The organism is Klebsiella sp. BIGb0138, assembly GCF_004342285.1.
Classification (GTDB): Bacteria; Pseudomonadota; Gammaproteobacteria; order Enterobacterales; family Enterobacteriaceae; genus Klebsiella.
On record NZ_SMCV01000003.1, the window covers coordinates 377,109 to 400,538 of the forward strand.

The following is a 23,430-nucleotide window of genomic DNA, read 5'->3' on the forward strand; positions in this document are numbered from 1 at the left end:
GCGCCACCGGCGGTGGCGCAGGGCGTCTTACTTCACCCCGAGATAACCATCCAGATAGGCGCCGGAAAGTTCATTCCCGAACAGGACGGCGTCTTTGTTCTCCATCTCGTTGCTCCACTTATCGCCGGCGTTGCCGGTAAATGAGTGCTGCGTTTGGGCGCCCTTGGCCACCTGCTGCTTAATCGCATCGGCGTTGCGACGGGCATCGCTTTCGCTGACCCCCGCCGTCCGGTCCTGCTTGCCGCGCTGATAGGCTTCGCTGAAGGTCGGCAGATTTAAGCGGTAGTTCTCCTGCTGATTCACCGCAAAATTGCCGCCGACAAAATCGGAACGGTGGGCGACAAAATAGTAGGCGTGGCGCTCCGGTGACGATTTGGACGCGGTGCAGCCGTTGAGCGCGGCCAGCGAGCAGCCGAGGGCGAGAAACACGAGTTTGCTATTCATTGATGGCATCATCCCTAACGTATTAATAAGTGAAAAGATACTGTTTTTGTCACCGCACCTGCGCGGCTGGCGGGCGGTGTCTGGTGTACCTGTAAAATCATCCCTCGTAACGAGCGGGGAAAATAGCCCTGATAATTAATAGCTTCGCGGCACATTAACGAGGGCGGCAACCCGCGCGGCGGCGCTCTTCTGCCGCTGCGCATCCCGGCTTATTTATGATAGCCTGCGCACTATCACCTTCATCGCAGGAAGTGCAGTCTCTATGTCAATTCAGAAAATCGCTCGCCTGGCGGGGGTCTCGGTGGCGACGGTATCGCGGGTGCTGAATAACAGCGATACGGTCAAACCGAAGAACCGCGAACGCGTACTGCAGGCGATTAAAGAGAGCAACTATCAACCTAATCTGCTGGCTCGCCAGCTGCGCACCGCGCGGAGCTACATGATTCTGGTGATGGTATCGAATATCGCCAACCCGTTCTGCGCGGAAGTGGTGAAGGGTATCGAAGAAGAGGCGGAGAAACATGGCTACCGGATCCTGCTGTGTAACTCCGGTTCGGACCTGGCGCGTTCCACCTCCGGGCTGCAGCTGCTGTCGGGAAAAATGGTGGACGGTATTATCACCATGAATGCGCTCTCCAGTCTGCCGGAGCTGACGATGATGATCGGCGACGCGCCGTGGGTGCAGTGCGCGGAATACGCTGACGCCGGCACAATTTCCTGCGTCGGAATTAACGATATTGACGCCGCGCAGGGGGCGGTGACGCGGCTGGCGGAGAGCGGTCGCCAGCGAATCGCCCTGATTAACCACGATCTCAGCTATCGCTACGCCCGCCTGCGCGAGCGCGGCTATAAAGACGTGCTCCACGTCCGGGGGCTGGGCTATCAGCATGTGGCCTATGCCAGCGATCTCAGCGCCGCCGCCGGTAAAGCGGCAATGGAAACGCTGCTGGCGTTAACCGAGAGACCGGATGCGGTATTTGCCGTCGCCGACTCTCTGGCGGCAGGCGCGCTGCGCGCGATCGCCCAGGCGGGGCTGCGGGTGCCGGAGGATATTGCGGTGATGGGCTTTGATGGCACGGAGCTGGCGGAGATGGTCTCGCCGCAGCTGACCACCGTAGAACAACCTTCGCGAGAGATTGGCCGCACGGCGGTGACGCTGTTGCTGAAAAAAATCGACAACCCGGATGCCGCCGCCGAGCGGGTGATGATGGACTGGCGCGTTATTGCCCGCGCCAGCGCCTGAGGATCAGCTGCTGACCGCGCCCGTCAGCGCACGAATATCGTTGCCGGTGGGGGATTGATGAATACGTAAACCGAATTCGTCGACCACCGCAAAAATGTGGTCGAAAATATCCGCCTGAATGCCCTCATATTCCGCCCACACCACCGTGTTGGTGAAGCAATAGATTTCAATCGGTAAACCGTTGGCATCCGGGGCCAGTTGGCGGACCATCATCGTCATATCTTTGCGCAGTCGCGGGTGGTTGCGTAAATACTCCTGCAAATAAGCGCGGAAGGTGCCGATATTAGTCATCTTACGCAGATTCAATACTGAACGATCCTCCGCGTGTTGCTGGTTCCATTCGCTAATTTCCTGATGGCGTGAATCCATATAAGGTTTGAGCAGCCGGGCCTGAATTAAACGCTGCTGTTCCTGTTCAGCAAGAAAATGAATACTGGTGGTATCAATATTCAGGCTGCGTTTTATACGGCGGCCGCCTGAGGCCGACATACCGCTCCAGTTTTTAAAGGAGTCGGACACCAGCGACCAGGTGGGAATGGTGGTAATGGTATTATCCCAGTTGCGGACTTTTACCGTGGTCAGGCCAATATCGATGACCGCGCCATCGGCGCCGTATTTCGGCATCTCCAGCCAGTCGCCGAGTTTCAGCATGTCGTTGGCTGAGAGCTGAATTCCGGCCACCAGGCCAAGAATCGGGTCTTTGAACACCAGCATCAGTACCGCAGCCATCGCCCCGAGGCCGCTGATCAGAATCGCCGGCGACTGGCCGATGAGTAAGGAGATCGCCAGAATGCCGACGATAATGGCGCTGACCAGTTTAACCCCCTGGAATATCCCTTTCAGCGGCAGCTGAGAGGCGCTGGCCAGCTTTTGCGATAAATTAAAGATCACATCGAGCAGCGAAAAGAACGACAGTAGGGCATATATCATGACCCACAGCTGGGCGCCGGTGGTTAATATATCCGCGGCTTCGCTACCTTTTTGTAACCACAGTACCGCCTGGACGTTAACGATAATCCCTTGCAGGGTAAAGGCCAGCCGGTGAAACAGTTTATTCTGCGTGATGATCTGCAACCACAAATGGTTGCTGGCCTGCGCGCGTTTTTCGAAGGTGCGCAATACCACTTTATGCAGAATGAAATGAATGACGATCGCCGTCAGTAAAATAATGCCGAAGATAATGATGAGTGAAGTAGTGGCGGTAATTTTGATGCCTGATGCGGCAATTTGCGATATTAATTCCTGCATAACGTCTCCTGTACATCCAGCGGTTATGATGACCGCTGGATGTATATTATGCAAATCAGACGTGACGCCAATGTGAATTACGAGGCGGTAGCCACCGGACGGATATTCAGATGATGACGCAGCCGCAGGGCAATGGCCCCTAAGAGCAGCATCATCCCTGCTTCGACGGCCAGAAAGTCGATCAGCGCCTGCGGATAGTCGCCGCCGCTGCGCTGGGCGAGGGTTAAAAACAGCGAACCCAGAATCGCCGGCCCCAGTCCTAACGTCGCCTGCTGGAGCGTGCTCAGAATGGCGCTCCCGGCTCCGGCATCGCAGGCGCTGATATCACGCATGCCGATGCGGTAGAAGCTATTGACGATCAGCGCCTGACCGTAGCCGATCAGCGCGGTAGAGGGCACCAGCGCCAGCGTAGAAGTATGGCTGGCGAAGTGATTGAAGGTCGCCATCAGCAGCAGCAAACCCGCTATCTGCACCACCAGACCCATCAGCAGAATGCGTCCCATACTGTAGCGGGCAATCAGCTTCGGCGCGTACAGCGCGGAGAGAAAATAGGCCACGCCAAGGGCGATAAAGCTGTTGCCCGACTGCCACGGCGCCATCCCCAGACCGGCCTGCATCGTCAGCGCCATGCAGAACATAAAACCCGACCAGGCGCTGAAGAACAGCAGGGCGATGGCCATCCCGAAGCGGATGCTGGTCAGCTTTAGCAGCCGTGGCGGCAGCAGCGGCTGTTCACCGCGCTGCTGTTTACGCAGGGCGCTTACCCGCATCCAGGCCAGCAGCGGCAGCACCGCCGCCAGCAGGATTTGTAACGACCACGGCCAGTGTAGCTCCGGGCCCAGCGCCATCGGAAACAGCAGACAGCAGAGGATCAGCGCCAGGCTAAAGGTGCCCTGCCAGTCGATGCGCGAATGCGCTTCGCGCCGGGTTTCCGGCACATAGCGCTGGCTAAAGCCCAGCACCAGCAGGCAGATCGGCACGTTGATAAAGAAGGCGTTACGCCAGCCGAGGCCGGCGATATCCGCCGAGACCAGCCAGCCGCCGCCCATCTGCCCGACGATAAAGGCAATCCCGCCGATCCCGCCATACAGGCTGATGGCGCGCGCGTGGGCGCTCCCCTTCAGGGTGACGTGTAGGGTGGCGAGTATTTGCGGCACGATCAGCGCCGCCCCGGCCCCCTGCAGCGTACGCGCCGCCAGCAGCGCGTTGATGGAGTTCGCTATCCCGCACAGCAGGGAGGCGAGGCCAAAAAGCGCGACGCCCCACATAAACAGACGACGGCGGCCATAGTTGTCGCCAAGCTTGCTGCCCATCGCCAGACAGACGGCAAAAGAGACGCCGTAGAGGGCGACAATCAGCTCCAGTTGGGTAGCGTTGGCATTCAGCGAATGGGTGATCGAATCCAGCGCCACGTTGGTAATTGAGGTGTCGATCAGCGGTAGCATCTGGCCGGTCAACAGCAGGAGTAAACCGGCGCGGCCGGGTGAAACAGCAGACGAATTCATCGGATCTCTCCATTGCGTCATTCAGCGGATGGTCGTAGCATTACCGATAAATTAAACGGGTACCAGTTCCTGTCTATACTGGTATTGGTACTACCATGCTGGAGGGGATATGACGGGGATGCCGCAACGTGAATCGGGGCCGATCGCGCCCGATGATAGCCGCAAGCAGCTGGGAGCCTTTCTGCGCGCCCGGCGTGAAAGCCTCGATCCCCAGCGTCTGGGCCTACCGCGGGTCGGGAGGCGGCGCACGCCCGGGCTGCGCCGCGAAGAGGTGGCGATGCTGGCGGACGTCGGCGTCACCTGGTACACCTGGCTGGAGCAGGGGCGGGAGGTCAATCCGTCAGAAGCGGTACTGGTGGGCGTGGCGAACGCGCTACAGTGCAGCCCGCTGGAGACGCGGCACCTGTTTGTGCTGGCCGGGCTGACGCCGCCGGAAGCGCCCCAGATCACGGTCTGCGAGGGGATAAGCCCCGGAACCCGGCGGCTGCTTGATAGCCTGATGCCGCAGCCCGCCAGCATCCAGAAACCCAGCTTCGACATCGTGGCGTGGAACGACAGCTTTTGCCGCCTGATGGGCGTGGATTTCGCCGCGCTGGCCGAAGAAGATCGCAACTGTATTTATCTCTATCTGACTAATGATACCTGGCGCCGCCGCATCGAAAACCGCGATGTGCTGCCGACGTTTGTCTCCTACTTCCGCGCGGCGATGGCCGAGCACCGGGGCGATCCGCTGTGGGAAAATAAGCTGGCGCGCTTTTTCGCCGCCTCCGCCGAGTTTGAAGCGCTGTGGCACCAGCGGTATGAGGTGCGCGGCGTGGAAAATCAGGTCAAAAATTTCAACCATCCGCAGCTCGGGCGCTTCAGCCTGCAGCAGATGTACTGGTATTCCGCACCGCGCAACGGTTCGCGGCTGCTGGTCTATCTGCCGATGGATGAGGCCGGCGAGCGGGCGCTGGCATGGCTTGATCAGCAGGATTGAAGGGCATCGTGTTAAATCACGGAACGAGCCACTCAATCGACCACGATGACTTCCGTCAGTTTAGACAAATGGTTGAGCTCTTCTTCCGGGATGGCGCTATCGGTAATGAAGTAGTCTATTTCAGACCAATCGCAAAACTGGAATAGACCTGAGCTGGTGAATTTGGTGCTATCGCTCACCACCACCTTGAGGCGGGAGCTTTTTACCATCGCGGCCTTGATTTCCGCCTCCTCGTAAGAGGCCGTACAGGGGCCTGTACGATTTTTCAATCCATCCGTCCCCAGAAAGACAATATCCGCATTGATGGACTGATAAGCATGAATTCCCCACATGCCGACTAAGGCCAGACTATTTGGCCGTAGTTTTCCCCCGACCAGAAAAACGTCGTTATCCGTGCCGCTGAGCGGCTGGATGATATTGATCGCATTAGAAATAATGGTGAGTTTGCTTTTGCTCGTTAACGCTTTGGCAACGCACTGAACGGTGCTGCCGGTATCGAGAATCACCACGCCCCGATCGGGAATCAGTTGAATGGCGAGCTGGGCTATTTGATCCTTAAGCTGTAAATGTTCGGTATTCTTCTGCGCCAGGGGCTGTTCGATAGCCAGAATATTGCCAGAGGCAATCGCGCCACCGTGGCCTTTGGTTGCGATGCCTTTTTTATCAAGATAAATCAGATCCTTGCGAATCGTTTCCGTCGAGACACCGAACATTTCTGCGATTTTGCCAACCTTGACGCTACCTTCCGCAATCAGTATTTGCGCCAGCTTATTCCGTCTTTCAATGGTTAACGAATTTGCCATCTCTTACCCTTGTTGACCGCGTTAAAACCCAATGAATCCCAACCATGTCGCGCATAATACCATGCTTATTCGCCGTCTGCTTGCGGTCGGTTGGCAGGTAGCCTCTCCTGCCGACGGGCCTTGCAGAATGCTTTTCCGGCGGGGAAGCGCTTGCTGAGCGGATGTCCAGACCTCTCCATTTCTGTCTTTTCACAATGGATCACAATTTTATTAATTGTGATCCAGACGATACTTTGCGATCTCTGCGCTTGTTGTTGCGTTTGTTTGCGATGATATTGCGATTATGTATTGCGTTTGCTTGTGTTGTATTGCGAAAAAATAGGTGCAGGGGATAATGTGAACCGAAAAATATGGCTTTCTCCGTCAGTGATGTGTGCTGACTTAGCGGACTTAAAATCCTCAATACGTGAACTGGAATCCGTCCAGGTTGATGCGCTGCATATCGATATTATCGATGGCGCATTTAGCCCGGCAATGCCGCTGGGGCTGGATACGATTAAACGGTTAAGGGAATTGACCGACCTGGATTTTGATATTCATATCATGGCGTTAAATAATGAGTTTTTCGTCAAGAAAGTGCTGGATATTGGCGTGCAGCAAATCTCTTTTCATTATGAATCGAGTCTGCATGTTGAACGGTTACTCAATATGATCAGAGCGCAGGGGGTTAAAGCCGGTATCGCGCTTAATCCGGCAACACCATTATCCGTGCTGGAGTATATTTTACCGCAGCTGGATAACGTCCTGCTGATGTTAATTAATCCGGGTTATGCCGATAATCAGAATGAGCAGCAGGTGAGTTACGCCATAGAGAAGACTCAACGCCTGGCTGAATATATCAGCAGGCTCGAACGTCGTCCTGCTATTCAGGTTGATGGCCGGGTTTCATTCTCCACCATTCCTCAACTGCTCGCCGCCGGAGCTGATAATCTGGTTCTTGGTAGCACCAGCCTGTATCGCTCTGGATATACGCTTGCGGAAAACCGAAAAGCGTTAGCCGATCTCATTTTAAATATGTAATGGAGTCTGCAATGGATTATCTTATCTCGGAACGTATTATTGTGCGGGAAATTAGTCAGACTCTTGAGAGAATCGATATTGAACAAGTCTCACAGCTTATTTTAGCTATAGAGAAAGCGGATAAGGTTTTTTTTGTCGGAGTCGGCAGGGTGCTACTTTCCTTACAGGCGATTGCTAAACGATGGTCCCATCTTGGCATCAATACCGTGGTTGTCGGGCAAATTACTGAACCGGCAATTACGGCTAATGACCTCTTGATAGTTGGTTCCGGAAGTGGCGAGACGCTTTTGCCACTGGGGGTTGCTAAAAAAGCGAAGGGTTTTGCGGCCACGGTCGTTCATATCGGGGCGAATCCGCAGAGTTCCATGCGGGAATATTGCGATCTGTTTGTGCGTATTCCCGTTCAGGGTAAGCAGCACTGCGACGATGAGATACCTTCGCAGCAGCCGATGACCAGCCTGTTTGAACAATCATTGCTGCTGCTGGGGGATACCATCGCGATGATGATGATTACAAAGAAACGGCTTGATATTCATAGTCTGTGGCAGTTTCACGCCAACCTGGAGTAATAAATCCGGAGATATTATGGCTATTTCAGTGGTGATAGTGACTCATGGTCGTAGCGCTGATGTATTATGCGAGACGGTACAAATGATTATTGGCGAACAGCATCAGCTTTTTGCCGTTGATTTTTTACCGGGTGAAAATATTGACTCCCTGGTGCAGAAGATAAAAAACTTAACACTCTCTGGCGCGGTGCTTTTTCTTGTCGATTTTTCCGGAGGCAGCCCATTTAATGCTGCTGCTTTATATAGTAAATATATGACGAAATGTGAAGTCGTCACTGGCGTAAATATACCTATGCTGGTGAATGTTTTAATCGAAAGGGATGGGGTGACAACGCTTGCGGTATTAGCTGAGCTGGCAAAGCAATCAGGCTCGGAGGGGATTGTTCGGTTACGTACTGACTTTATTATTGCTGAGGCGGATGAAGAGGATTTATAACGTGAATATAGTACTGGCAAGAATTGACGATCGTTTTATTCATGGGCAAGTTGTTACCCGCTGGGTAAAATCTTTTCCCGCAGAACGTATTATCGTTGTTTCCGATATTATTGCGGCGGATGAAATGCGTAAAGCATTGCTGATTTCTGTTGCTCCTCCCGAAATGAAGGCCAGCGTCGTAACGGTAGATAAGATGATCCGCGCCTGGCATAGCGAAAAATATCGGGAGGCGACGGCGATTTTGCTTTTTGCCCGTCCCGGAGATGTGCTGCGCCTTGTTGAAGGCGGTGTGAAAATCGACAGCATCAACGTCGGTGGGATGATTTTTGAAGAAGGGCGACAGCAAATTACGCGTTCTGTCAGCGTGGCGCCGGACGATATTACCGCCTTCCGCCAGCTTAACGCGCGAGGGGTCAACCTTGAGCTTCGACAGCTGCCATCTGATAACCAGGTTAATTTAATGGACAAACTGTGAGGGGGGACTTATGGACACATGGCAAATTGTGGCGTTAGTGATCATCGCGGCCCTGGCAGGAATGGGGAGTGTACTGGATGAAGGGCAAACTCACCGCCCGCTGATCGCGTGTACGCTGGTTGGCCTCGTCCTGGGGGATATGACGACGGGAGTCATTCTTGGCGGTACGCTGGAGATGATGGCGCTCGGTTGGATGAATGTTGGCCTGGCCATGGCACCTGATACCGCGATCGCGTCGGTGATTGCCACTATTCTGGTGATTACCACCGGGCAGGGGGTCGGGGAGGGAATCGCGATCGCGGTTGCACTGGCGGCGGCCGGTCAGGTACTGACGATTTTTATTCGCACGATTACGGTCTTCTTTATTCACCGGGCGGATAAATATGCCGAGCGCGGCAGCACGCGTGGTATCGAGCTAATGCACGTCAGCGCGCTGGTGTTACAGGGCTTGCGCGTTGCGTTACCGACTCTGGCGGTGCTGATGATGAGCGTTGAAACGGTGCAGTCGATTTTAACCAATATCCCTCATGTGGTCACGCGTGGTTTGCAAATTGGTGGCGGTATCGTGGTCGTGGTGGGCTATGCGATGGTCATCAATATGATGAATGTGAAATATCTGATGCCGTTCTTTTTTGGCGGATTCCTGATTGCGGCGTTTACTTCCTTCAACCTGGTTGGTTTCGGCGGTATGGGGTTGGTGATTGCGCTGCTGTGGATGCAAATCCATCCGAAATATCAAAGCAGAGTACCCGCGGTAGCCTCAGCGGCTCCGGCTACTGTCTCTGATGATGACGATCTCGATGCCTGAGGTGAATAATGCAAACTGATGAAATGAAAAAAACGCTGACCCGCGGCGATCTTCGCAGCATGTTCTGGCGATCCAATATTCTGCTTGGCTCATTTAACTTCGAACGTGCTCAGGCATTGGGGATCTGCTTTATTATGATTCCGGCGATTAAACGTCTTTATGGACCGGGGCCCGAACGTGCCGAGGCGTTGAAACGTCATCTGGAATGGTTTAATACCCAACCTTATGTCGCCTCGCCGATTCTGGGCGTCACCGCAGCGATGGAGGAAGAAAAATCGCATGGTGCCGCGATTACCGGCTCAGGGATTAGCGGGGTGAAGATTGGTCTGATGGGGCCATTTGCCGGCGTTGGCGATCCCATTTTTTGGGGAACGGTACGTCCGGTCCTCGCGGCTTTAGGGGCGTCAATCGCCCTGACCGGTAACGTTCTTGGGCCGATTTTATTCTTTGTCTTATTTAACCTGATTCGCCTGGCGCTGAAATACTATGGTCTCAATTACGGCTATCGGAAAGGGCGAGAAATCCTCAGTGAACTGGGCGGCAACCGTCTGCAAAAATTGACCGAGGGGGCATCGATTCTGGGGTTGTTTGTGATGGGGGCACTGGTGTGCAAATGGACAACGATCAATGTTCCCGTCGTGGTGTCAAAAATAACCGCGGCCGATGGACAGGTGGTCACAACCACGCTGCAAAACATTTTCGATCAGCTTTTACCTGGGGTGCTGCCGCTGATTTTGACGCTGTTTGTCGCATCACTATTACGCAGGAAAGTGAATGCCTTGCTGATGATTCTGGCGATTTTTATCCTGGGGGTTGCCGGCTATGCTGCCGGAGTTTTAGGTTAGCGTATTTTAGCGCCGCCATGGTGAATATTTGACCGGTCTGGTTCAACATGCCGCGGCGCTTTTTCCGTGTCATACTTACGCGATATTGCCGTAGGGATATGACGCCAGATGAAAGTCACTCGCCAGCAGGAAAAAGTTATTCGCCAGGCCTTGAGTCGCTGGCGGCAAGATAACGTCATTGATGAGCGGATGCTGCAGCATTTAAGCGCGCATTTAACTCGCTCTACCTTCGACTGGCAGCGCCTGAGCCGTTACGCTTTCTGGACCGCGCTGGCCTGCCTGCTGATTGCTCTGGCCAGTCTGTTCGCCGATAGCCAACTGATCGACTGGCTGGTGAGCCTGTTCAACGACTCGGCGCTGGCGCGTATCGCCCTGCCGGCGGTGATTGCTCTGGCCTGTTACCTGTGGGGGTTTCGCCGCCAGCGGCGAGAATCGTCGTGGCGCTACAGCAACGAGGCGATTTTGTTCACTGGCGTCGTGTTTACCGCGCTGGCGCTTTGGCAGCTCGGCGAGCGGCTCGATAACGGCAGCGGCCATATCGCTCCGTTATTCCTCGCGGGCTGTGCGATTTACGGCGCTATCGGCTTCGTTGCCCGTTCCGGGCTGGTGTGGCTATTTTTCCTGCTGGCGCTCGGCAACTGGTTTGGGGCGGAAACCGGCTATGTCTCGGGGTGGGGCGCTTACTGGCTGGGCATGAGCTATCCGATTCGCTTCGTGCTGTTTGGCGGCGCGCTGCTGGCACTCTGTTTTGCGCTACAAAAGCGGCTGCGGCAGCGTCGGCTGTTTACCGTCAGTAAAGCCATGGGTCTGACCTATCTGTTTATTGCGCTATGGATTCTGTCGATTTTTGGCAATTTCGATCCCGATAGCGGCTACAGCCTCTCGCAAATGTCGCTGCTGCCGTGGGCATTGTTATTTGGCGTGGCGGCGGGAATCTGTATTTATATCAGTCTGAAAACCGATGACGGAATGCTTCGCGGTTTTGGCCTGACCTTCCTCGCCCTAAACCTCTACACCCGCTTCTTCGAATATTTCTGGGGGAGCATGCATAAGGTGGTGTTCTTCCTGATTCTGGCAGTGTCGCTGGCCGTGCTTGGCCGCTACGCGGAAAGAATCTGGCACGCCGGCGAGCGGCGTGCCCAGGGAGATTAAATCTCGGTAATGGTCGTCGCCTGCGGCAGGCGTGATTTCGGCAGGGCGGCGTTGAAATCTTCAACGCTGTGATGGCCGACCGGAACGACTACCAGGCTGGTATAGCCCTGCGCGTTCAGGTCGAACTCCGCATCGAGGATCGCGAAATCGACCCCTTCGATCGGTACCGCATCCAGCCCCATCGCCGCCACGCCCAGCAGGAAGTTACCGACGTTCAGGTATACCTGCTTCGCCATCCACTGACTGTCGTCATGCAGATCTTTGCGGTGCATATCGGCAAAGAACAGGCGGCCTTTATGGTTAGCGGCTTTGGCTTCCGGGGTGGCAAAACGCCCGTCGGCCTCTTCCTGGTCTACCACACGCTCCAGCCAGGCGTCATCGAGAGCGGTTTTGGCACAGAAAACCACGACGTGAGAAGCATCAAGGATTTTACGTTCGTTGAAAACATAGGTGCCGCTGGCGGCTTTTGCGACCCGCGCTTTTCCTTCATCCGTGCTGGCGACGATAAAGTGCCATGGCTGCGAGTTGGTGCTCGACGGGCTGAACTGCAGCAGCGTTTTCAGGTTCGCCGCCTCTTCAGCCGTCAGCTTTTTGCTGGCATCAAAGGCTTTCGTGGAGTGACGTTTTAAGGCAACGGAGACGATATCCATAACTGTTCCTCACGGTTTATTCTCTGGATAATAGGTGCTTACAGCCGTTACGGCTGCGTTGAGTGGGGGAAGAGTACAGCGAAGGCAGGGAAATGATAAGAGACAAAAATGCGATAACACTTATCGCGCTAACCTGAAAATCTCTCCGGGCGCAGCCGCAGCTGAACTTTTTTCGCCAGTTTGTTCACCACCTGATTCCAGGAATCATCGATCAGCTCAGCCAGCAGGTCTTCGCTGATATCGTCGCCGGGCACGACGGTAATCCAGTGCTTTTTATTCATGTGGTAGCCGGGCTCAATGCTGCGGTAAATCTCCCGATTCAGCAGCGACTTTTGCGGGTCGGCCTTCAGATTGACCAGCGCCCGGCCGCGAAGGGTCATGGTGAGCATAAAAATGCGCCCGCCGACTTTAAACACGTCGTACTCCGGGCCAAACGGCCAGCAGTGCTCGGTAAACGGATATGCCAGCGCGATGCGGTGAGCGCTGGCGTGCAGCGAGGCGCGATCCATCAGGCGACCTGCTCGTGGAGCGCCTGCCACATGCTTTCAAAACCCAGGGCGATCAGCTCGCGGGCGCGCTCGGGATCGTGGCTGGCGAATTCGATGGTGGTTTCCGCCAGCGAAAGAAACAGCGCATCGCCAAAGGCGCGGTAGGCATCGCTCTGAAAAATCTCTTTGACCGACAGCTGGCACATTTCGTTGAGCTCGGGAAACATCTCTTTGACCCGGGTACGGGTTTCGTCGGTGATCCTTTCGCTCAACGCCATCCGGCGGATCGCTTTGTGCTCCATCGGGTGGTGAATGCCCCAGTCGATATAGCTGTGCCAGATGTTACGGGCGTTCTCTTTGGGCCGCTTTTCGTTTGGCGTCAGCCGGGACACCATGGCTTGCACTAATCCGGACTTGATTGTGAGGTACAGTTCGTTGAGCAACTCATCCTTGGTGGCGAAATAACGGAACAGCGTCCCCTCGGCGACCCCGGCGCTGCGGGCAATCGCCGACGTTGAGGCGGCGATACCTGATTGGGCAAAGGCGGCGGTTGCGGCCTCCAGTAACGCTTGCTTTTTATCTTCACTCTTAGGACGAGCCACTGCATTTTACCTCACGCGAAATGAAACCCCGATCTAACCATGCCTGGGGACGGCACTGCAACGGTGGATGTCAAAATTTGAAAATCGTCTTGACGACTTTCATATTCATCTTAATAATGAGTGCTTACTCACTCATAATCAAGTTTTATCACCAAACGTTCAGGATCGAGCGTTTCATCTGGTCAGGTTATGAACCGTGTCATTTTCAGCGTGGTCGCCATCATGTTATTAGCCTCAGCAACAGCTTTGCCGTTTGTGTTAAATGCCGGGTTTGGTCGGGCGCCGCAGGGCGCGCAGCTCAGTCTGGTGGAACAGTCGCCGCACTATCATGACGGCCAGTTTCATAATCAGCTGCCAACACCGGGCTTCACCGGGCAGAAAAACATGCTGGCCGCGTGGTGGGAGTTTCTGGTCGCTAAGCGCGAGAATGCCCGTCCTGCGCAGCCGCTGCCGCTGGTGAAGACCGATCTTGCCAGCCTGCCGTCCGGGCAGGATGCGATGGTGTGGCTTGGCCACTCCTCCTGGTATCTGCAGCTGGCGGGCAAACGTATCCTGATTGACCCGGTATTCAGCGACTATGCCGCGCCGTTCTCCTTCATCAATAAAGCCTTCCCGGGAGAGTATCCGTGGAGTGCGGAGCGTATGCCGGAGATCGACCTGCTGATTATCTCGCACGATCACTATGACCACCTCGATTACGCGACCATCAAAGCGCTGATGCCGAAAATCAAACGCGTGGTGACGCCGCTCGGCGTGGGTTCCCACCTGCGCTATTGGGGAATGGATGGCGCCATCATCAGCGAGGCTGACTGGAATCAGGCGCTGCCGGTCAGCGACGAACTGACCGTACATGTGCTGCCCGCCCGTCATTTCTCCGGGCGCGGGCTCAAGCGTAATCAGACGCTGTGGGCGAGCTTCATGTTCGTGACCCCGCAGCAGAAGATTTACTACAGCGGCGATAGCGGCTACGGCCCGCACTTCAAAGCCATCGGCGAGCAGTTCGGAACGGTGGATCTGGCGATTATGGAGAACGGCCAGTACGACCAGGACTGGAAGTACATTCACATGATGCCGGATGAGACCGCGCAGGCCGCCGACGATCTGCGCGCTCGTGCGGTGTTGCCTGGGCATGCGGGGCGCTTCGTACTGGCGAAACATAGCTGGGACGACCCCTACAAACGGCTGGCGGCGGCCAGCGAACAACGACCGTGGCGTCTGTTAACGCCGATGCTGGGCGAGCCGGTTTGGGTCGCCGATAAGAGACAATCGTTTAATGCCTGGTGGCGCTAATCGCCAGTTTGGTTCAAGAGGAGAGAGGACTTATGACTATTTCCGCTCAGGTGATTGAGACTATCGTCGGATGGATTGATGATAATTTGCATCAACCGCTGCGTATTGATGATATTGCTCGCCACTCCGGTTATTCAAAATGGCATCTGCAACGACTCTTTTTACAGTATAAAGGGGAGAGTCTGGGGCGCTATATTCGCGAGCGCAAACTGCGTCTGGCGGCGCGTGACCTGCGCGATACCGATCAGCGGGTCTATGATATCTGCCTGAAATACGGCTTTGATTCCCAGCAAACCTTTACCCGCATTTTCACCCGCACCTTTCATCAGCCGCCGGGCGCCTACCGGAAAGAAAATCACAATCGCGCCCACTGAGGCGCGTCCGCCGGAGGAGACCGGCGGACCGCTTGGTTACCAGGCGTAGTTCACCGTGGCGGTTACCGTGCGACCAATGCCGTAGAAACAGGCGCTATCGCTGGCGCATGAAGCGACGTATTTGGTATCGGCGATATTGTTGACGTTGAACTGGACTTTGGCTCCTTGCAGCGCCGAATTCAGTTCCCCCAGCTCATAGCTGACCATGGCGTCATACAGATCCACCGCCGGCACTTTGAAGGTGTTTTTGGCGTCGCCGTAGCTGGTGCCGATATAGCGCATCCCCACGCCGGCGGTCAGGCTTTTCAGCGCCCCGTTCGGTAGGGTATAGCTGGCGAAGGCCGAGGCCATATGCGTCGGGATACGCGCCGGCGTTTTGCCTTCGGTCCCGGCGACGGTGGTACTGACGGTTTCGGCATCGGTCCAGGTGTAAGAGGCGATCAGATTCAGGTTATCAAAGACCGTGGCGTGGGCCTCGGCTTCAATGCCTTTCGAACGCACTTTACCGCTATTTTCAAACCACCCGGCCGCGCTGTTATACGTCGCCACGTTGCTCTGGGTCAGGTCATACATCGCCAGCGTCATCAGCGCCGATGGGGTCGGCTGATACTTCACGCCGGCTTCCACCTGCTTCCCTTCACTCGGCGCAAACGGCTCCACGCCCGGCGCCCGGTTGGTTTGCAGGTTGGGCTCGAACGAGGTGCTGTAGCTGATATAGGGCGAGAGGCCGAAATCAAACGCGTACAGCAGGCCGGTACGCCAGGTGAACTTGCTGTCGTTTTTCTGCGTGCGGCTGTTATCGGTAAAGTCGCTGGTGCGAACTTCCGCCCAGTCGTAGCGGCCGGAAAGCAGTAGCTCCCAGTTTTCCCAGCTCAGCTGATCCTGAAGATAGAGACCCAGCTGATCGAGATTCTGCTGTTCATCGCTGGCGGTGCTGAAGGTGCTTTCATCGACCTTCACGCCATAGACCGGATGACGCCAGTCGAGATCGTACTGCGACCCACCGGCGCGGCCGAGATATTGCTTATCCTTACTGGTTTTGTAATCCAGCCCGCCAATGGCGGTATGCGTCAACTCGCCGGTGGCGAACTGCGCCTCGAGCTGGTTATCGATGGCAAACTCGTCGGTTTGCCGCTCTTCATGCTGGGCGCGACGCGAGAGCACTGAACTGCTGGCGGCGCTGTTGGTATACACCAGATAGCGATATTTCTGTTTGATCGTCGCATAGCGCGCGTTCTGGCGCAGAGTGAGCGTATCGTTGAGCTGGTGCTCAAATTCGTAGCCGACCAGGGTCTGCTCGCGCCAGGATTGATCGTAGCTGGGGTCGCTGACGTTAAAGTCGCGCGGAATATAGCTGCCATCGACGCTGCTGACGGTGCCGTAGTGCGGCAGGAAGTTGCGATAGCCGGCATCGGGATCTTTTTGATAGCTGGTCAGCAGGGTGAAACGGGTGGCGTCGTTGGGGTACCAGGTCAGCGTCGGGGCGATCGCCATCCGGGTCTCTTTATAGTCGTCGACCTGATTGTTCTGAGTGCGGGCGATGCCGTTCAGGCGGTAGAGCAGGCGTCCGTCATCGCTCAGCGGGCCGCCGAAATCAAAAGCGCCTTCCGCCAGCTGGTGATTACCGGTGCGGAACTGCACTTCATGCACCGGCTGGCTGGTGGGGCGTTTGCTGGTCATGCTGATAAGCCCGCCGGGGTTGACCTGACCAAAAAGCACCGAGGCCGGGCCGCGCACCAGCTCGACGCGCTCCAGCAGCCACGGATCCATCGTGCCGGTTTGTGACGAGGCGGTGGCACCATAGCTCAGGCCGTCGAGAAACTTCGGCACGTAGCTGAAGCCGCGAACAAAGACTTCATCGTTGCGGTTGGACGATCCGCGATACTCGGTGAACACCCCGGCGCTATAGCGCAGCGCCTGGGAGACCGATGTGACGTCCAGCGCTGCCATCTGGTCACGGGTGATCACGGAAACCGACTGCGGGGTTTTCACCAGCTCGGCGGCGGTTTTAGTGGCTGAAAGGGTTTTCGTCGCCACGATGCCCTTGACCGGGGCGGTGGGGTCTTCATTACTGCCCGCGCTGACAACGAGAGTCTCCTCCGCCGCCAGCGCCTGTCCTGCGAGTGTCGCCACGGCAAGACCTGTTAACCAGAGTTTTGTTATCTTATTATATTTAAACATATTTTTCGCTGTATCCTTGGTTTAAATTGCCATAATCATCCATTTTCCCCATCAGAAAAATCTAATGGCTGTCACGAGCGAAACTGATGTTATTGCAAATCATTACCATTTGCATTAGCGTTATTAACAAATTTTTACACGGGTAAATCAGGCAATGAAGACGGCATGGAGTGGTCTGCTGATGGGCATGAGTACGCTACCGGCAGCAGCAATGAACTGCGAGTCTCCCTCGCTGCAGGGGGAGCTACAGGGACGATTCGATGCCAGCGGAGAGGTCTGTTTTGACCTGCCGACATTGGGCGAGAACTACGTCACGGCGACGATTTCCGGCGTCACGGATGCCCGGCTGCTGGATGAAAACAACCGTCGCCTGCGTACCCTGCTGGCGGGTGGGCCGCCGGACGGGGAACAGACGCTGCTGTTTTCTCTGCCGGTAAACCGGTCATCGGCGCTGGTGCTGCACGGTGAGGAGGGGGCGAGCTGGCGTTTCCGCTGGCGGATGAAAGAGACCACCGCGCTGGCCAAAAACCAGGCGCTGGATCCGGTCAGTCCCCGCCTGCAGCAGCTGACGCAAGAGCTGGCGGCGGGCGGTTCGACGGCGAGCTTCTGGCGGGAGCGTGAACAGGAGGGGACGCCGATGGTCGAAGCGGTGGATGCGGGCCACAAGCGGGTCACCTTCCTGTGGCGCGGCGCGAGTCAGAATGTCTTTATTCTTGGTTCACCGGCGGGCGATCACGACCCGCTGTTTCGCCTCGCTCATTCTGATGTCTGGTTTCGCAGCTATGTGGTGCCGGCAGATACCCTGATGCAGTACAAACTGGCGCCGGACGTACCGCTGATCGAGGGAAACGGCCGCGAACAGCGGCGGGCGATTCTGGTCAGCGCCCAGGCCGATCCGCTGAATCCGCAGAGCGTTAACCGCGCCAGCGATCGCTGGAACCGCTATTCGCTGCTGGCGCTCAATCCTGCGCGGTACTGCACGCCGCAGCGCATGGCGCAGCCGCTGCGTTATGGCACTTTGACCCGGCATCAGCTGCACAGCGACTTTTTGCACAATACCCGGGAAGTGATGATCTATCGCCCGCGTTTGTCGCAGCCCGCGCGCTGGACCTTAATGCTGTTCGATGGCAAAACCTATCAGGATGAATACCACTTCGCCAACGTGCTGGACGGCCTGATCCCCAATCATCTCCTGCCGCCGGTTAACGTGGTGTTTATCGATAGCCTCGATCACCCGCGACGGGCGAAAGAGCTGCCGCCAAATCCCTTCTTTGCCGACTTTATGGCGCATGAACTGCTGCCGTGGCTGCGCCAGCAGGGGCTGAATTTAACCCGGCAAAAAACCGTCGTCGCGGGCTCCAGCTATGGCGGGTTGGCCGCATCGTGGGTGGCGCTGCGCTATCCGCGTCAGTTTGCCAACGTCCTTAGCCTGTCGGGGTCCTACTGGTGGGCTCCCCAGGGCGAAGAGGCCAGCTGGCTGACGCGGCAGTATCAGAAGTCGCCGCGCTATCCGCTGCGTTTCTGGCTGCAGGCGGGCAGGTTCGAGACCTCGGGGCCCGACGGCGGAATTTATCGTAATACCCTTGAGTTTGAACGGGTGCTACGCGATAAAGGCTATCGCGTCAGCTTCCACCCCTCCTCCAGCGGCCACGACTACGCCGCCTGGTGCGAGGCGCTGGTCGCAGGGATGCGCGATTTTACCGGCTTAACGCTCAAGGGAAAACCAACGACGCCAGACCCAGCGCAGCAGCACATATTCAATCGCACCTAGCGCCAGGAACCACAGGCAGAAGAGCAGGGTATAAAACTGGTTGAGATCCATCAGATGGAAGGTATCAACCAGTTTTTGCGCCAGCGTCAGCCCAAGGGAAGGCGCTGGCAGCAGCAAACAAGAGATCAGGGCCAGCAATAAAATGCCGGCGGCAGAGATCAGCGTTTCGAGCGGATGTTTCATTACTTGTTAATCATCAGTTAAAAAACATATTGTCCGGGAAAAGGACATTTAACGCAATATACTTTCCTGCGTTATTGTTTTCCGTCATTAGTCATTACCCTGATATTATATGTTCCCATTCCCTTGTTAATCTTTTTGGTATTATTTGTGATTAAGTTAATGACAATATAACGTCAGTTAATGTCATAATTAAATCATGAACTTTACAAAACTATAAGTACTATATCCTACTAAAGTGGCAATACCGATAGCGAGCAGTATGTACAGCGCCAGCCGGCGTCCGCGATAGATTCCAAACATAATCGACCTCGTTTAATTTATGTTTATTAATATTCTGCAATAGTTGTTCTCAGAATTAACTTATCACAGATTTTAAATATTGCGAGAGGTTGAAAATTGTTTTAGATCAATTTTTATCGCGCTAAATAAAATCATATTCATTCATTGGCCAGAAATGATTTCAGGCTTTCCGACTCACGGAATTTAAAAGGAAACTTTATTTTGACCAAAATGATAAACCCACATAATACCCCTCCAGCCGTCGCCGCCGCGTCGTCGCCGGCCTATCGACAGACCGTTGAAGCGGTGCTGGCGCAGAAACAGAGCCGCGTCGACGGGCTGAGCTCTGCCGAGGCCGCTGAACGCCTGAAATCCTGTGGGCCTAACGCTCTGCCGGAAAAGAAAAGTCGGCCGGCCTGGCTGCGTTTTCTGGCCCATTTTAATGATGTCCTGATTTTTGTCCTGCTGGCAGCGGCGGCGCTGACCGCGGTGATGGGCCACTGGGTGGATACCCTGGTCATTCTTGGCGTGACGGTAATTAACGCTCTGATCGGCCACGTCCAGGAAAGTAACGCCGAAAAATCCCTGCAGGGCATCCGCAACATGCTTTCCAGCAACGCGCGAGTACAGCGCAACGGCAAACACGAGACCCTCCCCACCCGCGATCTGGTACCGGGAGATATCGTCATTCTGCGCGCCGGCGACCGCGTACCGGCGGATATGCGCCTGATTGAAACGCACAACCTGCGGGTGGAAGAGGCGATCCTGACGGGGGAGTCGACGGTCGTCGATAAAATGACCGCCGCGCTGCAGGGGGAACTGCCGCTGGGCGACCGCACTAACATGGTCTTTTCCGGCACCACCATTAGCGCCGGCGGCGGCGTTGGCGTGGTGACGGAGACCGGGCAGGATACCGAGCTCGGGCACATCAACCAGATGATGTCGGGGATTGAGAAGCATCGCACCCCGCTGCTGGTGCAGATGGATAAGCTGGGGAAGGCGATTTTCGCCATTATCCTCGCCATGATGGCCGCGCTGTTCGCCTTCAGCCTGGCGCTGCGCGATATTCCAATGGGGGAGCTGCTGCTGTCGCTGATTAGCCTCGCGGTCGCCGCGGTCCCGGAAGGTCTGCCGGCGATTATCTCCATTATTCTCTCCTTCGGGGTGCAGGCGATGGCGCGTAAACGAGCCATCATCCGCAAGCTGCCGACGGTAGAGACGCTGGGGGCAATGACCGTGGTGTGCTCGGATAAAACCGGTACCCTGACGATGAACGAAATGACGGTCAAAGCGATTATTACCGCCGACTGCTGCTACCGCGTCGAAGGGGACAGCTACGAGCCGCAGGGCAACATTTGTCTGGAAGGCAGCGATGAGCCGGTACAGATTAAAGCGGGAAGCGTGCTGGAAAGCTGGCTGCGGACCATCGACCTGTGCAACGACAGCCAGCTGGTGCAGGACGAGCGCGGCCTGTGGGGGATCACCGGCGGCCCGACCGAAGGGGCATTAAAAGTGCTGGCGGCGAAAGCCAAACTGCCGCCGGTGGCGACCCGGCTGGTAGCCAAAATTCCGTTCGACTCACAGTACAAGTATATGGCGACGCACCAGGACATCGCCGGCGAAGAGCGCGTGCTGATTACCGGGGCGCCGGACGTCATTTTCACGATGTGCCGCCAGCAGATGACGAAACAGGGGGCGGCGCCGTTCGAGCGCCAGTACTGGGAGGAGCAGATATCGCGCTTCGCCAGCCAGGGGCTGCGAATGGTCGCCGCCGCCAGTAAACCGGCCGACGCCGGGCGTACCGAGCTGACCCATGACGATCTGCGTGAGGGCCTGGTATTCCTCGGCATCGCCGGGATGATGGATCCGCCGCGCCCTGAAGCCATTGACGCTATCCACGCCTGCCAGACCGCGGGGATCCGCGTGAAGATGATCACCGGCGATCACCCGCAGACGGCGATGAGCATCGGCCAGATGCTGGGGATCACCAACAGCAGCCAGGCGATGACCGGCTATCAGCTGGAGCACATGGATGATGCTGAGCTGGCGAAAGCGGCGGTTGCATACGATATTTTTGCCCGCACCAGCCCGGAGCATAAGCTGCGTCTGGTCAAAGCGCTGCAGGAGAGCGGCGAAATCGTCGGGATGACCGGCGACGGCGTTAACGACGCCCCGGCGCTCCGTCAGGCTGACGTGGGCATCGCCATGGGGATCAAAGGCACCGAAGTGACCAAAGAGGCGGCCGATATGGTGCTGACGGATGACAACTTCGCCACCATCGCCAGCTCGGTGAAAGAGGGGCGTCGCGTATACGACAACCTGAAGAAAACGATCCTGTTTATTATGCCCACCAACCTGGCGCAGGGGCTGCTGATTATCATTGCCCTGCTGGCGGGGAATATCATCCCGCTGACGCCGGTGTTGATTCTGTGGATGAACATGGCAACCTCCGCCACGCTCTCCTTCGGTCTGGCTTTTGAAGCCGCTGAGCGCAATGTGATGCACCGGCCGCCGCGTAAAACCGGCCAGCACGTGATGGATGCCTTCGCCGTCTGGCGCGTGGCGTTCGTCGGGACCATGATTGCCGTCGCCGCCTTTATGCTTGAGGCCTGGCTGGCGCCACGCGGCCACAGCGCCGAGTTTATCCGCACCGTGCTGCTGCAGATGCTGGTGACCGCCCAGTGGGTGTACATGATTAACTGCCGCAGCAGCGAGAGCTTCTCTTTGAATCGCGGCCTGCTGCGTAACAAAGGTATCTGGCTGGTCAGCGGCGTGCTCCTGCTTCTGCAACTGGCGATTATCTACCTGCCGTTTATGCAGACCATGTTCGGCACCGCATCCCTGCCGCTGCGCTACTGGTTTATTACCCTGGCGATTGGCGTCGTGATGTTCCTGGTGGTGGAAGTTGAGAAACGTCTGACCCGTCCGTTACGTAAAGCTGTCTGACCCTTCCTGCATCCCTCTCCGTCGGGGAGGGATGCAGCCATCCCAGCAAGGAATCCCGATGAGAAACATTCTGCGTCTGGTCTTTCTGACCGTTGGCCTGGCAGGCTGCGCCCTGACGGCCGCCGCCGCTCCCGCCGTTGCGGTACGCGCCGCTGCGGTCCAGCTGCTGCCGCACGCTGAGGAGCATCGCCTCCCCGGCCGCATTGAAGCCATTCATGAAGTGGAGATCCGCGCCCGTACCGAAGGTACGATCCTGCAGCGCCATTTCCACGACGGGCAATACGTCAGGAAGGGTGAACGGCTGTTTACCCTTGATGACGCCCAGCCCCGCGCCGCGCTGGCGCTGGCGAAGGCCGAACTCAAAAGCGCTCAGGCGTCGCTGCGTCAGGCTCAACAACTGCTGAACCGCTACCAGCAGCTGAAAAATAACCACTCCATCAGCCGCAACGATGTCGATACCGCGCAGATGCAGCGCGATGTCGCCGCCGCCGCCGTTGAGCAGGCGAAGGCGCGCGTTACGGCGCAGCAAATCACCCTCGATTACACCGGTATCGATTCGCCGGTGAGCGGGCGCATCGGCCACAGCCGTTTTCACGTCGGCAGCCTGGTGGGGCCGGGTAGCGGCACGCTGGTGGATATTGTGCAGCTTGATCCCATACGCGTCTCTTTCGCATTAGATGAGGCCGCTTTTTACAGCAAAGCCGGGCAGCATGCCGATATCAGCGCGCTGAAGCAGGCGTGGCTGGCGCAGATTGCGCCCAACGGCCAGTGGGAAGAGGGGCGGCTGACTTCGGTAGATAACCGGATTGACGCCCGCACCGCCAGCGTGGTGCTGCGCGCCGAATTCGCCAACCCGCAGCATCGCCTGCTGCCGGGCGGTAGCGTACCGGTGATCTTCCGCCCGCGGCAGCGGCAGGAGAGCCTGATGATCCCGGCCGCCGCCGTCCAGCAGGATGCGCAGGGGTTCTATAGCTGGGTGGTGTCGCAGGACAATACCGCCGCGCTGCGCCGCGTTACCCTCAACGGGCAGCAGGGGCAGCAGTTTGTCGTGGCGGATGGTTTGCAAGCGGGCGAGCGCGTGGTGACGGAAGGCGCCCAGCGCCTGCGTGACGGCGTAGCCGTTCAGCTGCTGAAATAAG

23 protein-coding genes are annotated in these 23,430 nt (G+C 56.7%); 14 read left to right on the forward strand and 9 right to left on the reverse strand.

The window, feature by feature from the left end; all coding sequences use genetic code 11:
* Nucleotides 1-27: 27 nt before the first annotated feature.
* Nucleotides 28-444 (reverse strand): Exc2 family lipoprotein, encoded by a 417-nt coding sequence (locus EDF73_RS09880; protein ID WP_132728704.1) that lies wholly within the window; start codon nucleotides 442-444, stop codon nucleotides 28-30.
* A 262-nt stretch (nucleotides 445-706) separates the two neighbouring features.
* Here EDF73_RS09880 and EDF73_RS09885 point away from each other — a divergent pair, with 262 nt between their 5' ends.
* Nucleotides 707-1,687, forward strand: coding sequence for a LacI family DNA-binding transcriptional regulator (locus EDF73_RS09885; RefSeq protein WP_132728706.1), 981 nt, complete (start codon nucleotides 707-709; stop codon nucleotides 1,685-1,687).
* Nucleotides 1,688-1,690: 3 nt separating this feature from the next.
* Here EDF73_RS09885 and EDF73_RS09890 read toward each other — a convergent pair whose 3' ends face one another.
* Both EDF73_RS09890 and EDF73_RS09895 read right to left on the reverse strand, forming a co-directional pair.
* A complete protein-coding gene (locus tag EDF73_RS09890; RefSeq protein ID WP_132728708.1) occupies nucleotides 1,691-2,935 on the reverse strand; it encodes a mechanosensitive ion channel family protein in 1,245 nt (414 codons plus the stop codon).
* Nucleotides 2,936-3,012: 77 nt separating this feature from the next.
* A complete protein-coding gene (locus EDF73_RS09895; protein WP_132728710.1) occupies nucleotides 3,013-4,440 on the reverse strand; it encodes an MFS transporter in 1,428 nt (475 codons plus the stop codon).
* A 109-nt stretch (nucleotides 4,441-4,549) separates the two neighbouring features.
* On the opposite strand from EDF73_RS09895, the gene EDF73_RS09900 reads away from it, so the two are divergent.
* The gene (locus EDF73_RS09900) at nucleotides 4,550-5,419 is read left to right on the forward strand and encodes a helix-turn-helix transcriptional regulator (RefSeq protein ID WP_132728712.1); all 870 of its coding nucleotides are present in this window, start codon (nucleotides 4,550-4,552) and stop codon (nucleotides 5,417-5,419) included.
* Nucleotides 5,420-5,451: 32 nt separating this feature from the next.
* Here EDF73_RS09900 and EDF73_RS09905 read toward each other — a convergent pair whose 3' ends face one another.
* Nucleotides 5,452-6,222, reverse strand: a complete 771-nt coding sequence (locus tag EDF73_RS09905; RefSeq protein ID WP_132728714.1) for a DeoR/GlpR family DNA-binding transcription regulator — start codon at nucleotides 6,220-6,222, stop codon at nucleotides 5,452-5,454.
* Nucleotides 6,223-6,510: 288 nt separating this feature from the next.
* On the opposite strand from EDF73_RS09905, the gene EDF73_RS09910 reads away from it, so the two are divergent.
* The 7 genes from EDF73_RS09910 to EDF73_RS09940 all read left to right on the forward strand — a co-directional run bounded on the left by EDF73_RS09910 (nucleotide 6,511) and on the right by EDF73_RS09940 (nucleotide 11,527).
* A complete protein-coding gene (locus tag EDF73_RS09910) occupies nucleotides 6,511-7,242 on the forward strand; it encodes a ribulose-phosphate 3-epimerase (protein ID WP_243655213.1) in 732 nt (243 codons plus the stop codon).
* 11 nt (nucleotides 7,243-7,253) lie between these two features.
* Nucleotides 7,254-7,811 carry a 6-phospho-3-hexuloisomerase gene (gene hxlB / locus EDF73_RS09915; protein ID WP_132728716.1) on the forward strand — a complete coding sequence of 186 codons (558 nt, stop codon included), beginning with the start codon at nucleotides 7,254-7,256 and terminating at the stop codon, nucleotides 7,809-7,811.
* A 16-nt stretch (nucleotides 7,812-7,827) separates the two neighbouring features.
* Complete coding sequence (locus EDF73_RS09920; protein ID WP_132728717.1) at nucleotides 7,828-8,247, forward strand: mannose/fructose/sorbose PTS transporter subunit IIA; 420 nt, start codon at nucleotides 7,828-7,830, stop codon at nucleotides 8,245-8,247.
* 1 nt (nucleotide 8,248) lies between these two features.
* Nucleotides 8,249-8,722, forward strand: a complete 474-nt coding sequence (locus EDF73_RS09925; RefSeq protein ID WP_132728719.1) for a mannose/fructose/sorbose PTS transporter subunit IIB — start codon at nucleotides 8,249-8,251, stop codon at nucleotides 8,720-8,722.
* 10 nt (nucleotides 8,723-8,732) lie between these two features.
* Nucleotides 8,733-9,530, forward strand: a complete 798-nt coding sequence (locus EDF73_RS09930; RefSeq protein ID WP_132728721.1) for a PTS mannose/fructose/sorbose transporter subunit IIC — start codon at nucleotides 8,733-8,735, stop codon at nucleotides 9,528-9,530.
* 8 nt (nucleotides 9,531-9,538) lie between these two features.
* Nucleotides 9,539-10,375 carry a PTS mannose transporter subunit IID gene (manZ, locus tag EDF73_RS09935; RefSeq protein WP_132728723.1) on the forward strand — a complete coding sequence of 279 codons (837 nt, stop codon included), beginning with the start codon at nucleotides 9,539-9,541 and terminating at the stop codon, nucleotides 10,373-10,375.
* A 108-nt stretch (nucleotides 10,376-10,483) separates the two neighbouring features.
* A complete protein-coding gene (locus tag EDF73_RS09940; protein ID WP_132728725.1) occupies nucleotides 10,484-11,527 on the forward strand; it encodes a DUF2157 domain-containing protein in 1,044 nt (347 codons plus the stop codon).
* Here EDF73_RS09940 and nfsB read toward each other — a convergent pair.
* The 3 genes from nfsB to EDF73_RS09955 form a co-directional block, all read right to left on the reverse strand.
* A complete protein-coding gene (gene nfsB / locus EDF73_RS09945) occupies nucleotides 11,524-12,177 on the reverse strand; it encodes an oxygen-insensitive NAD(P)H nitroreductase (RefSeq protein ID WP_132728727.1) in 654 nt (217 codons plus the stop codon). The genes EDF73_RS09940 and nfsB overlap by 4 nt on opposite strands.
* Before the next feature lie 128 nt (nucleotides 12,178-12,305).
* Entirely contained in the window at nucleotides 12,306-12,686 is a 381-nt protein-coding gene (locus EDF73_RS09950) for an MmcQ/YjbR family DNA-binding protein (protein WP_132728729.1), read from the reverse strand.
* Nucleotides 12,686-13,267 carry a TetR/AcrR family transcriptional regulator gene (locus EDF73_RS09955; RefSeq protein WP_132728731.1) on the reverse strand — a complete coding sequence of 194 codons (582 nt, stop codon included), beginning with the start codon at nucleotides 13,265-13,267 and terminating at the stop codon, nucleotides 12,686-12,688. Before EDF73_RS09955 ends, EDF73_RS09950 begins: the two co-directional genes overlap by 1 nt.
* A 189-nt stretch (nucleotides 13,268-13,456) precedes the next feature.
* Here EDF73_RS09955 and EDF73_RS09960 point away from each other — a divergent pair, with 189 nt between their 5' ends.
* The gene (locus EDF73_RS09960; RefSeq protein ID WP_132728733.1) at nucleotides 13,457-14,557 is read left to right on the forward strand and encodes an MBL fold metallo-hydrolase; all 1,101 of its coding nucleotides are present in this window, start codon (nucleotides 13,457-13,459) and stop codon (nucleotides 14,555-14,557) included.
* 32 nt (nucleotides 14,558-14,589) lie between these two features.
* Entirely contained in the window at nucleotides 14,590-14,931 is a 342-nt protein-coding gene (locus tag EDF73_RS09965; RefSeq protein ID WP_004859189.1) for a RamA family antibiotic efflux transcriptional regulator, read from the forward strand.
* 36 nt (nucleotides 14,932-14,967) lie between these two features.
* On the opposite strand, the gene EDF73_RS09970 is transcribed toward EDF73_RS09965, so the two are convergent.
* Nucleotides 14,968-17,112 (reverse strand): TonB-dependent siderophore receptor, encoded by a 2,145-nt coding sequence (locus EDF73_RS09970; RefSeq protein WP_132728735.1) that lies wholly within the window; start codon nucleotides 17,110-17,112, stop codon nucleotides 14,968-14,970.
* A gap of 154 nt (nucleotides 17,113-17,266) precedes the next feature.
* Between EDF73_RS09970 and EDF73_RS09975 the strand changes: the two genes are divergently transcribed.
* Nucleotides 17,267-18,883: an alpha/beta hydrolase-fold protein gene (locus tag EDF73_RS09975; protein WP_132728737.1), complete on the forward strand. Its 1,617-nt coding sequence runs from the start codon at nucleotides 17,267-17,269 to the stop codon at nucleotides 18,881-18,883.
* Here EDF73_RS09975 and EDF73_RS09980 read toward each other — a convergent pair.
* The gene (locus tag EDF73_RS09980) at nucleotides 18,818-19,066 is read right to left on the reverse strand and encodes a DUF1158 domain-containing protein (protein ID WP_132728739.1); all 249 of its coding nucleotides are present in this window, start codon (nucleotides 19,064-19,066) and stop codon (nucleotides 18,818-18,820) included. The two genes, EDF73_RS09975 and EDF73_RS09980, sit on opposite strands and share 66 nt — an antisense overlap.
* Nucleotides 19,067-19,576: 510 nt before the next feature.
* On the opposite strand from EDF73_RS09980, the gene EDF73_RS09985 reads away from it, so the two are divergent.
* Together EDF73_RS09985 and EDF73_RS09990 are read left to right on the forward strand one after the other, a co-directional pair.
* Nucleotides 19,577-22,291 (forward strand): cation-transporting P-type ATPase, encoded by a 2,715-nt coding sequence (locus EDF73_RS09985; RefSeq protein ID WP_132729027.1) that lies wholly within the window; start codon nucleotides 19,577-19,579, stop codon nucleotides 22,289-22,291.
* Nucleotides 22,292-22,349: 58 nt separating this feature from the next.
* Nucleotides 22,350-23,429: an efflux RND transporter periplasmic adaptor subunit gene (locus EDF73_RS09990; protein ID WP_132728741.1), complete on the forward strand. Its 1,080-nt coding sequence runs from the start codon at nucleotides 22,350-22,352 to the stop codon at nucleotides 23,427-23,429.
* Nucleotide 23,430 lies beyond the last annotated feature (1 nt).

What these genes read in the sequence shown, in the direction of transcription:
- EDF73_RS09930 (WP_132728721.1), top strand. Translation starts at nt 8,733, where the DNA reads ATGGACACATGGCAAATTGTGGCGTTAGTGATCATCGCGGCCCTGGCA.
- EDF73_RS09940 (WP_132728725.1), top strand. Translation starts at nt 10,484, where the DNA reads ATGAAAGTCACTCGCCAGCAGGAAAAAGTTATTCGCCAGGCCTTGAGT.
- hxlB (WP_132728716.1), top strand. Translation starts at nt 7,254, where the DNA reads ATGGATTATCTTATCTCGGAACGTATTATTGTGCGGGAAATTAGTCAG.
- EDF73_RS09985 (WP_132729027.1), top strand. Translation starts at nt 19,577, where the DNA reads ATGATAAACCCACATAATACCCCTCCAGCCGTCGCCGCCGCGTCGTCG.
- EDF73_RS09885 (WP_132728706.1), top strand. Translation starts at nt 707, where the DNA reads ATGTCAATTCAGAAAATCGCTCGCCTGGCGGGGGTCTCGGTGGCGACG.
- manZ (WP_132728723.1), top strand. Translation starts at nt 9,539, where the DNA reads ATGCAAACTGATGAAATGAAAAAAACGCTGACCCGCGGCGATCTTCGC.
- nfsB (WP_132728727.1), bottom strand. Translation starts at nt 12,177, where the DNA reads ATGGATATCGTCTCCGTTGCCTTAAAACGTCACTCCACGAAAGCCTTT.
- EDF73_RS09965 (WP_004859189.1), top strand. Translation starts at nt 14,590, where the DNA reads ATGACTATTTCCGCTCAGGTGATTGAGACTATCGTCGGATGGATTGAT.
- EDF73_RS09900 (WP_132728712.1), top strand. Translation starts at nt 4,550, where the DNA reads ATGACGGGGATGCCGCAACGTGAATCGGGGCCGATCGCGCCCGATGAT.
- EDF73_RS09990 (WP_132728741.1), top strand. Translation starts at nt 22,350, where the DNA reads ATGAGAAACATTCTGCGTCTGGTCTTTCTGACCGTTGGCCTGGCAGGC.
- EDF73_RS09905 (WP_132728714.1), bottom strand. Translation starts at nt 6,222, where the DNA reads ATGGCAAATTCGTTAACCATTGAAAGACGGAATAAGCTGGCGCAAATA.
- EDF73_RS09880 (WP_132728704.1), bottom strand. Translation starts at nt 444, where the DNA reads ATGAATAGCAAACTCGTGTTTCTCGCCCTCGGCTGCTCGCTGGCCGCG.
- EDF73_RS09970 (WP_132728735.1), bottom strand. Translation starts at nt 17,112, where the DNA reads ATGTTTAAATATAATAAGATAACAAAACTCTGGTTAACAGGTCTTGCC.
- EDF73_RS09890 (WP_132728708.1), bottom strand. Translation starts at nt 2,935, where the DNA reads ATGCAGGAATTAATATCGCAAATTGCCGCATCAGGCATCAAAATTACC.
- EDF73_RS09895 (WP_132728710.1), bottom strand. Translation starts at nt 4,440, where the DNA reads ATGAATTCGTCTGCTGTTTCACCCGGCCGCGCCGGTTTACTCCTGCTG.
- EDF73_RS09920 (WP_132728717.1), top strand. Translation starts at nt 7,828, where the DNA reads ATGGCTATTTCAGTGGTGATAGTGACTCATGGTCGTAGCGCTGATGTA.
- EDF73_RS09980 (WP_132728739.1), bottom strand. Translation starts at nt 19,066, where the DNA reads ATGAAACATCCGCTCGAAACGCTGATCTCTGCCGCCGGCATTTTATTG.
- EDF73_RS09950 (WP_132728729.1), bottom strand. Translation starts at nt 12,686, where the DNA reads ATGGATCGCGCCTCGCTGCACGCCAGCGCTCACCGCATCGCGCTGGCA.
- EDF73_RS09960 (WP_132728733.1), top strand. Translation starts at nt 13,457, where the DNA reads ATGAACCGTGTCATTTTCAGCGTGGTCGCCATCATGTTATTAGCCTCA.
- EDF73_RS09975 (WP_132728737.1), top strand. Translation starts at nt 17,267, where the DNA reads ATGAAGACGGCATGGAGTGGTCTGCTGATGGGCATGAGTACGCTACCG.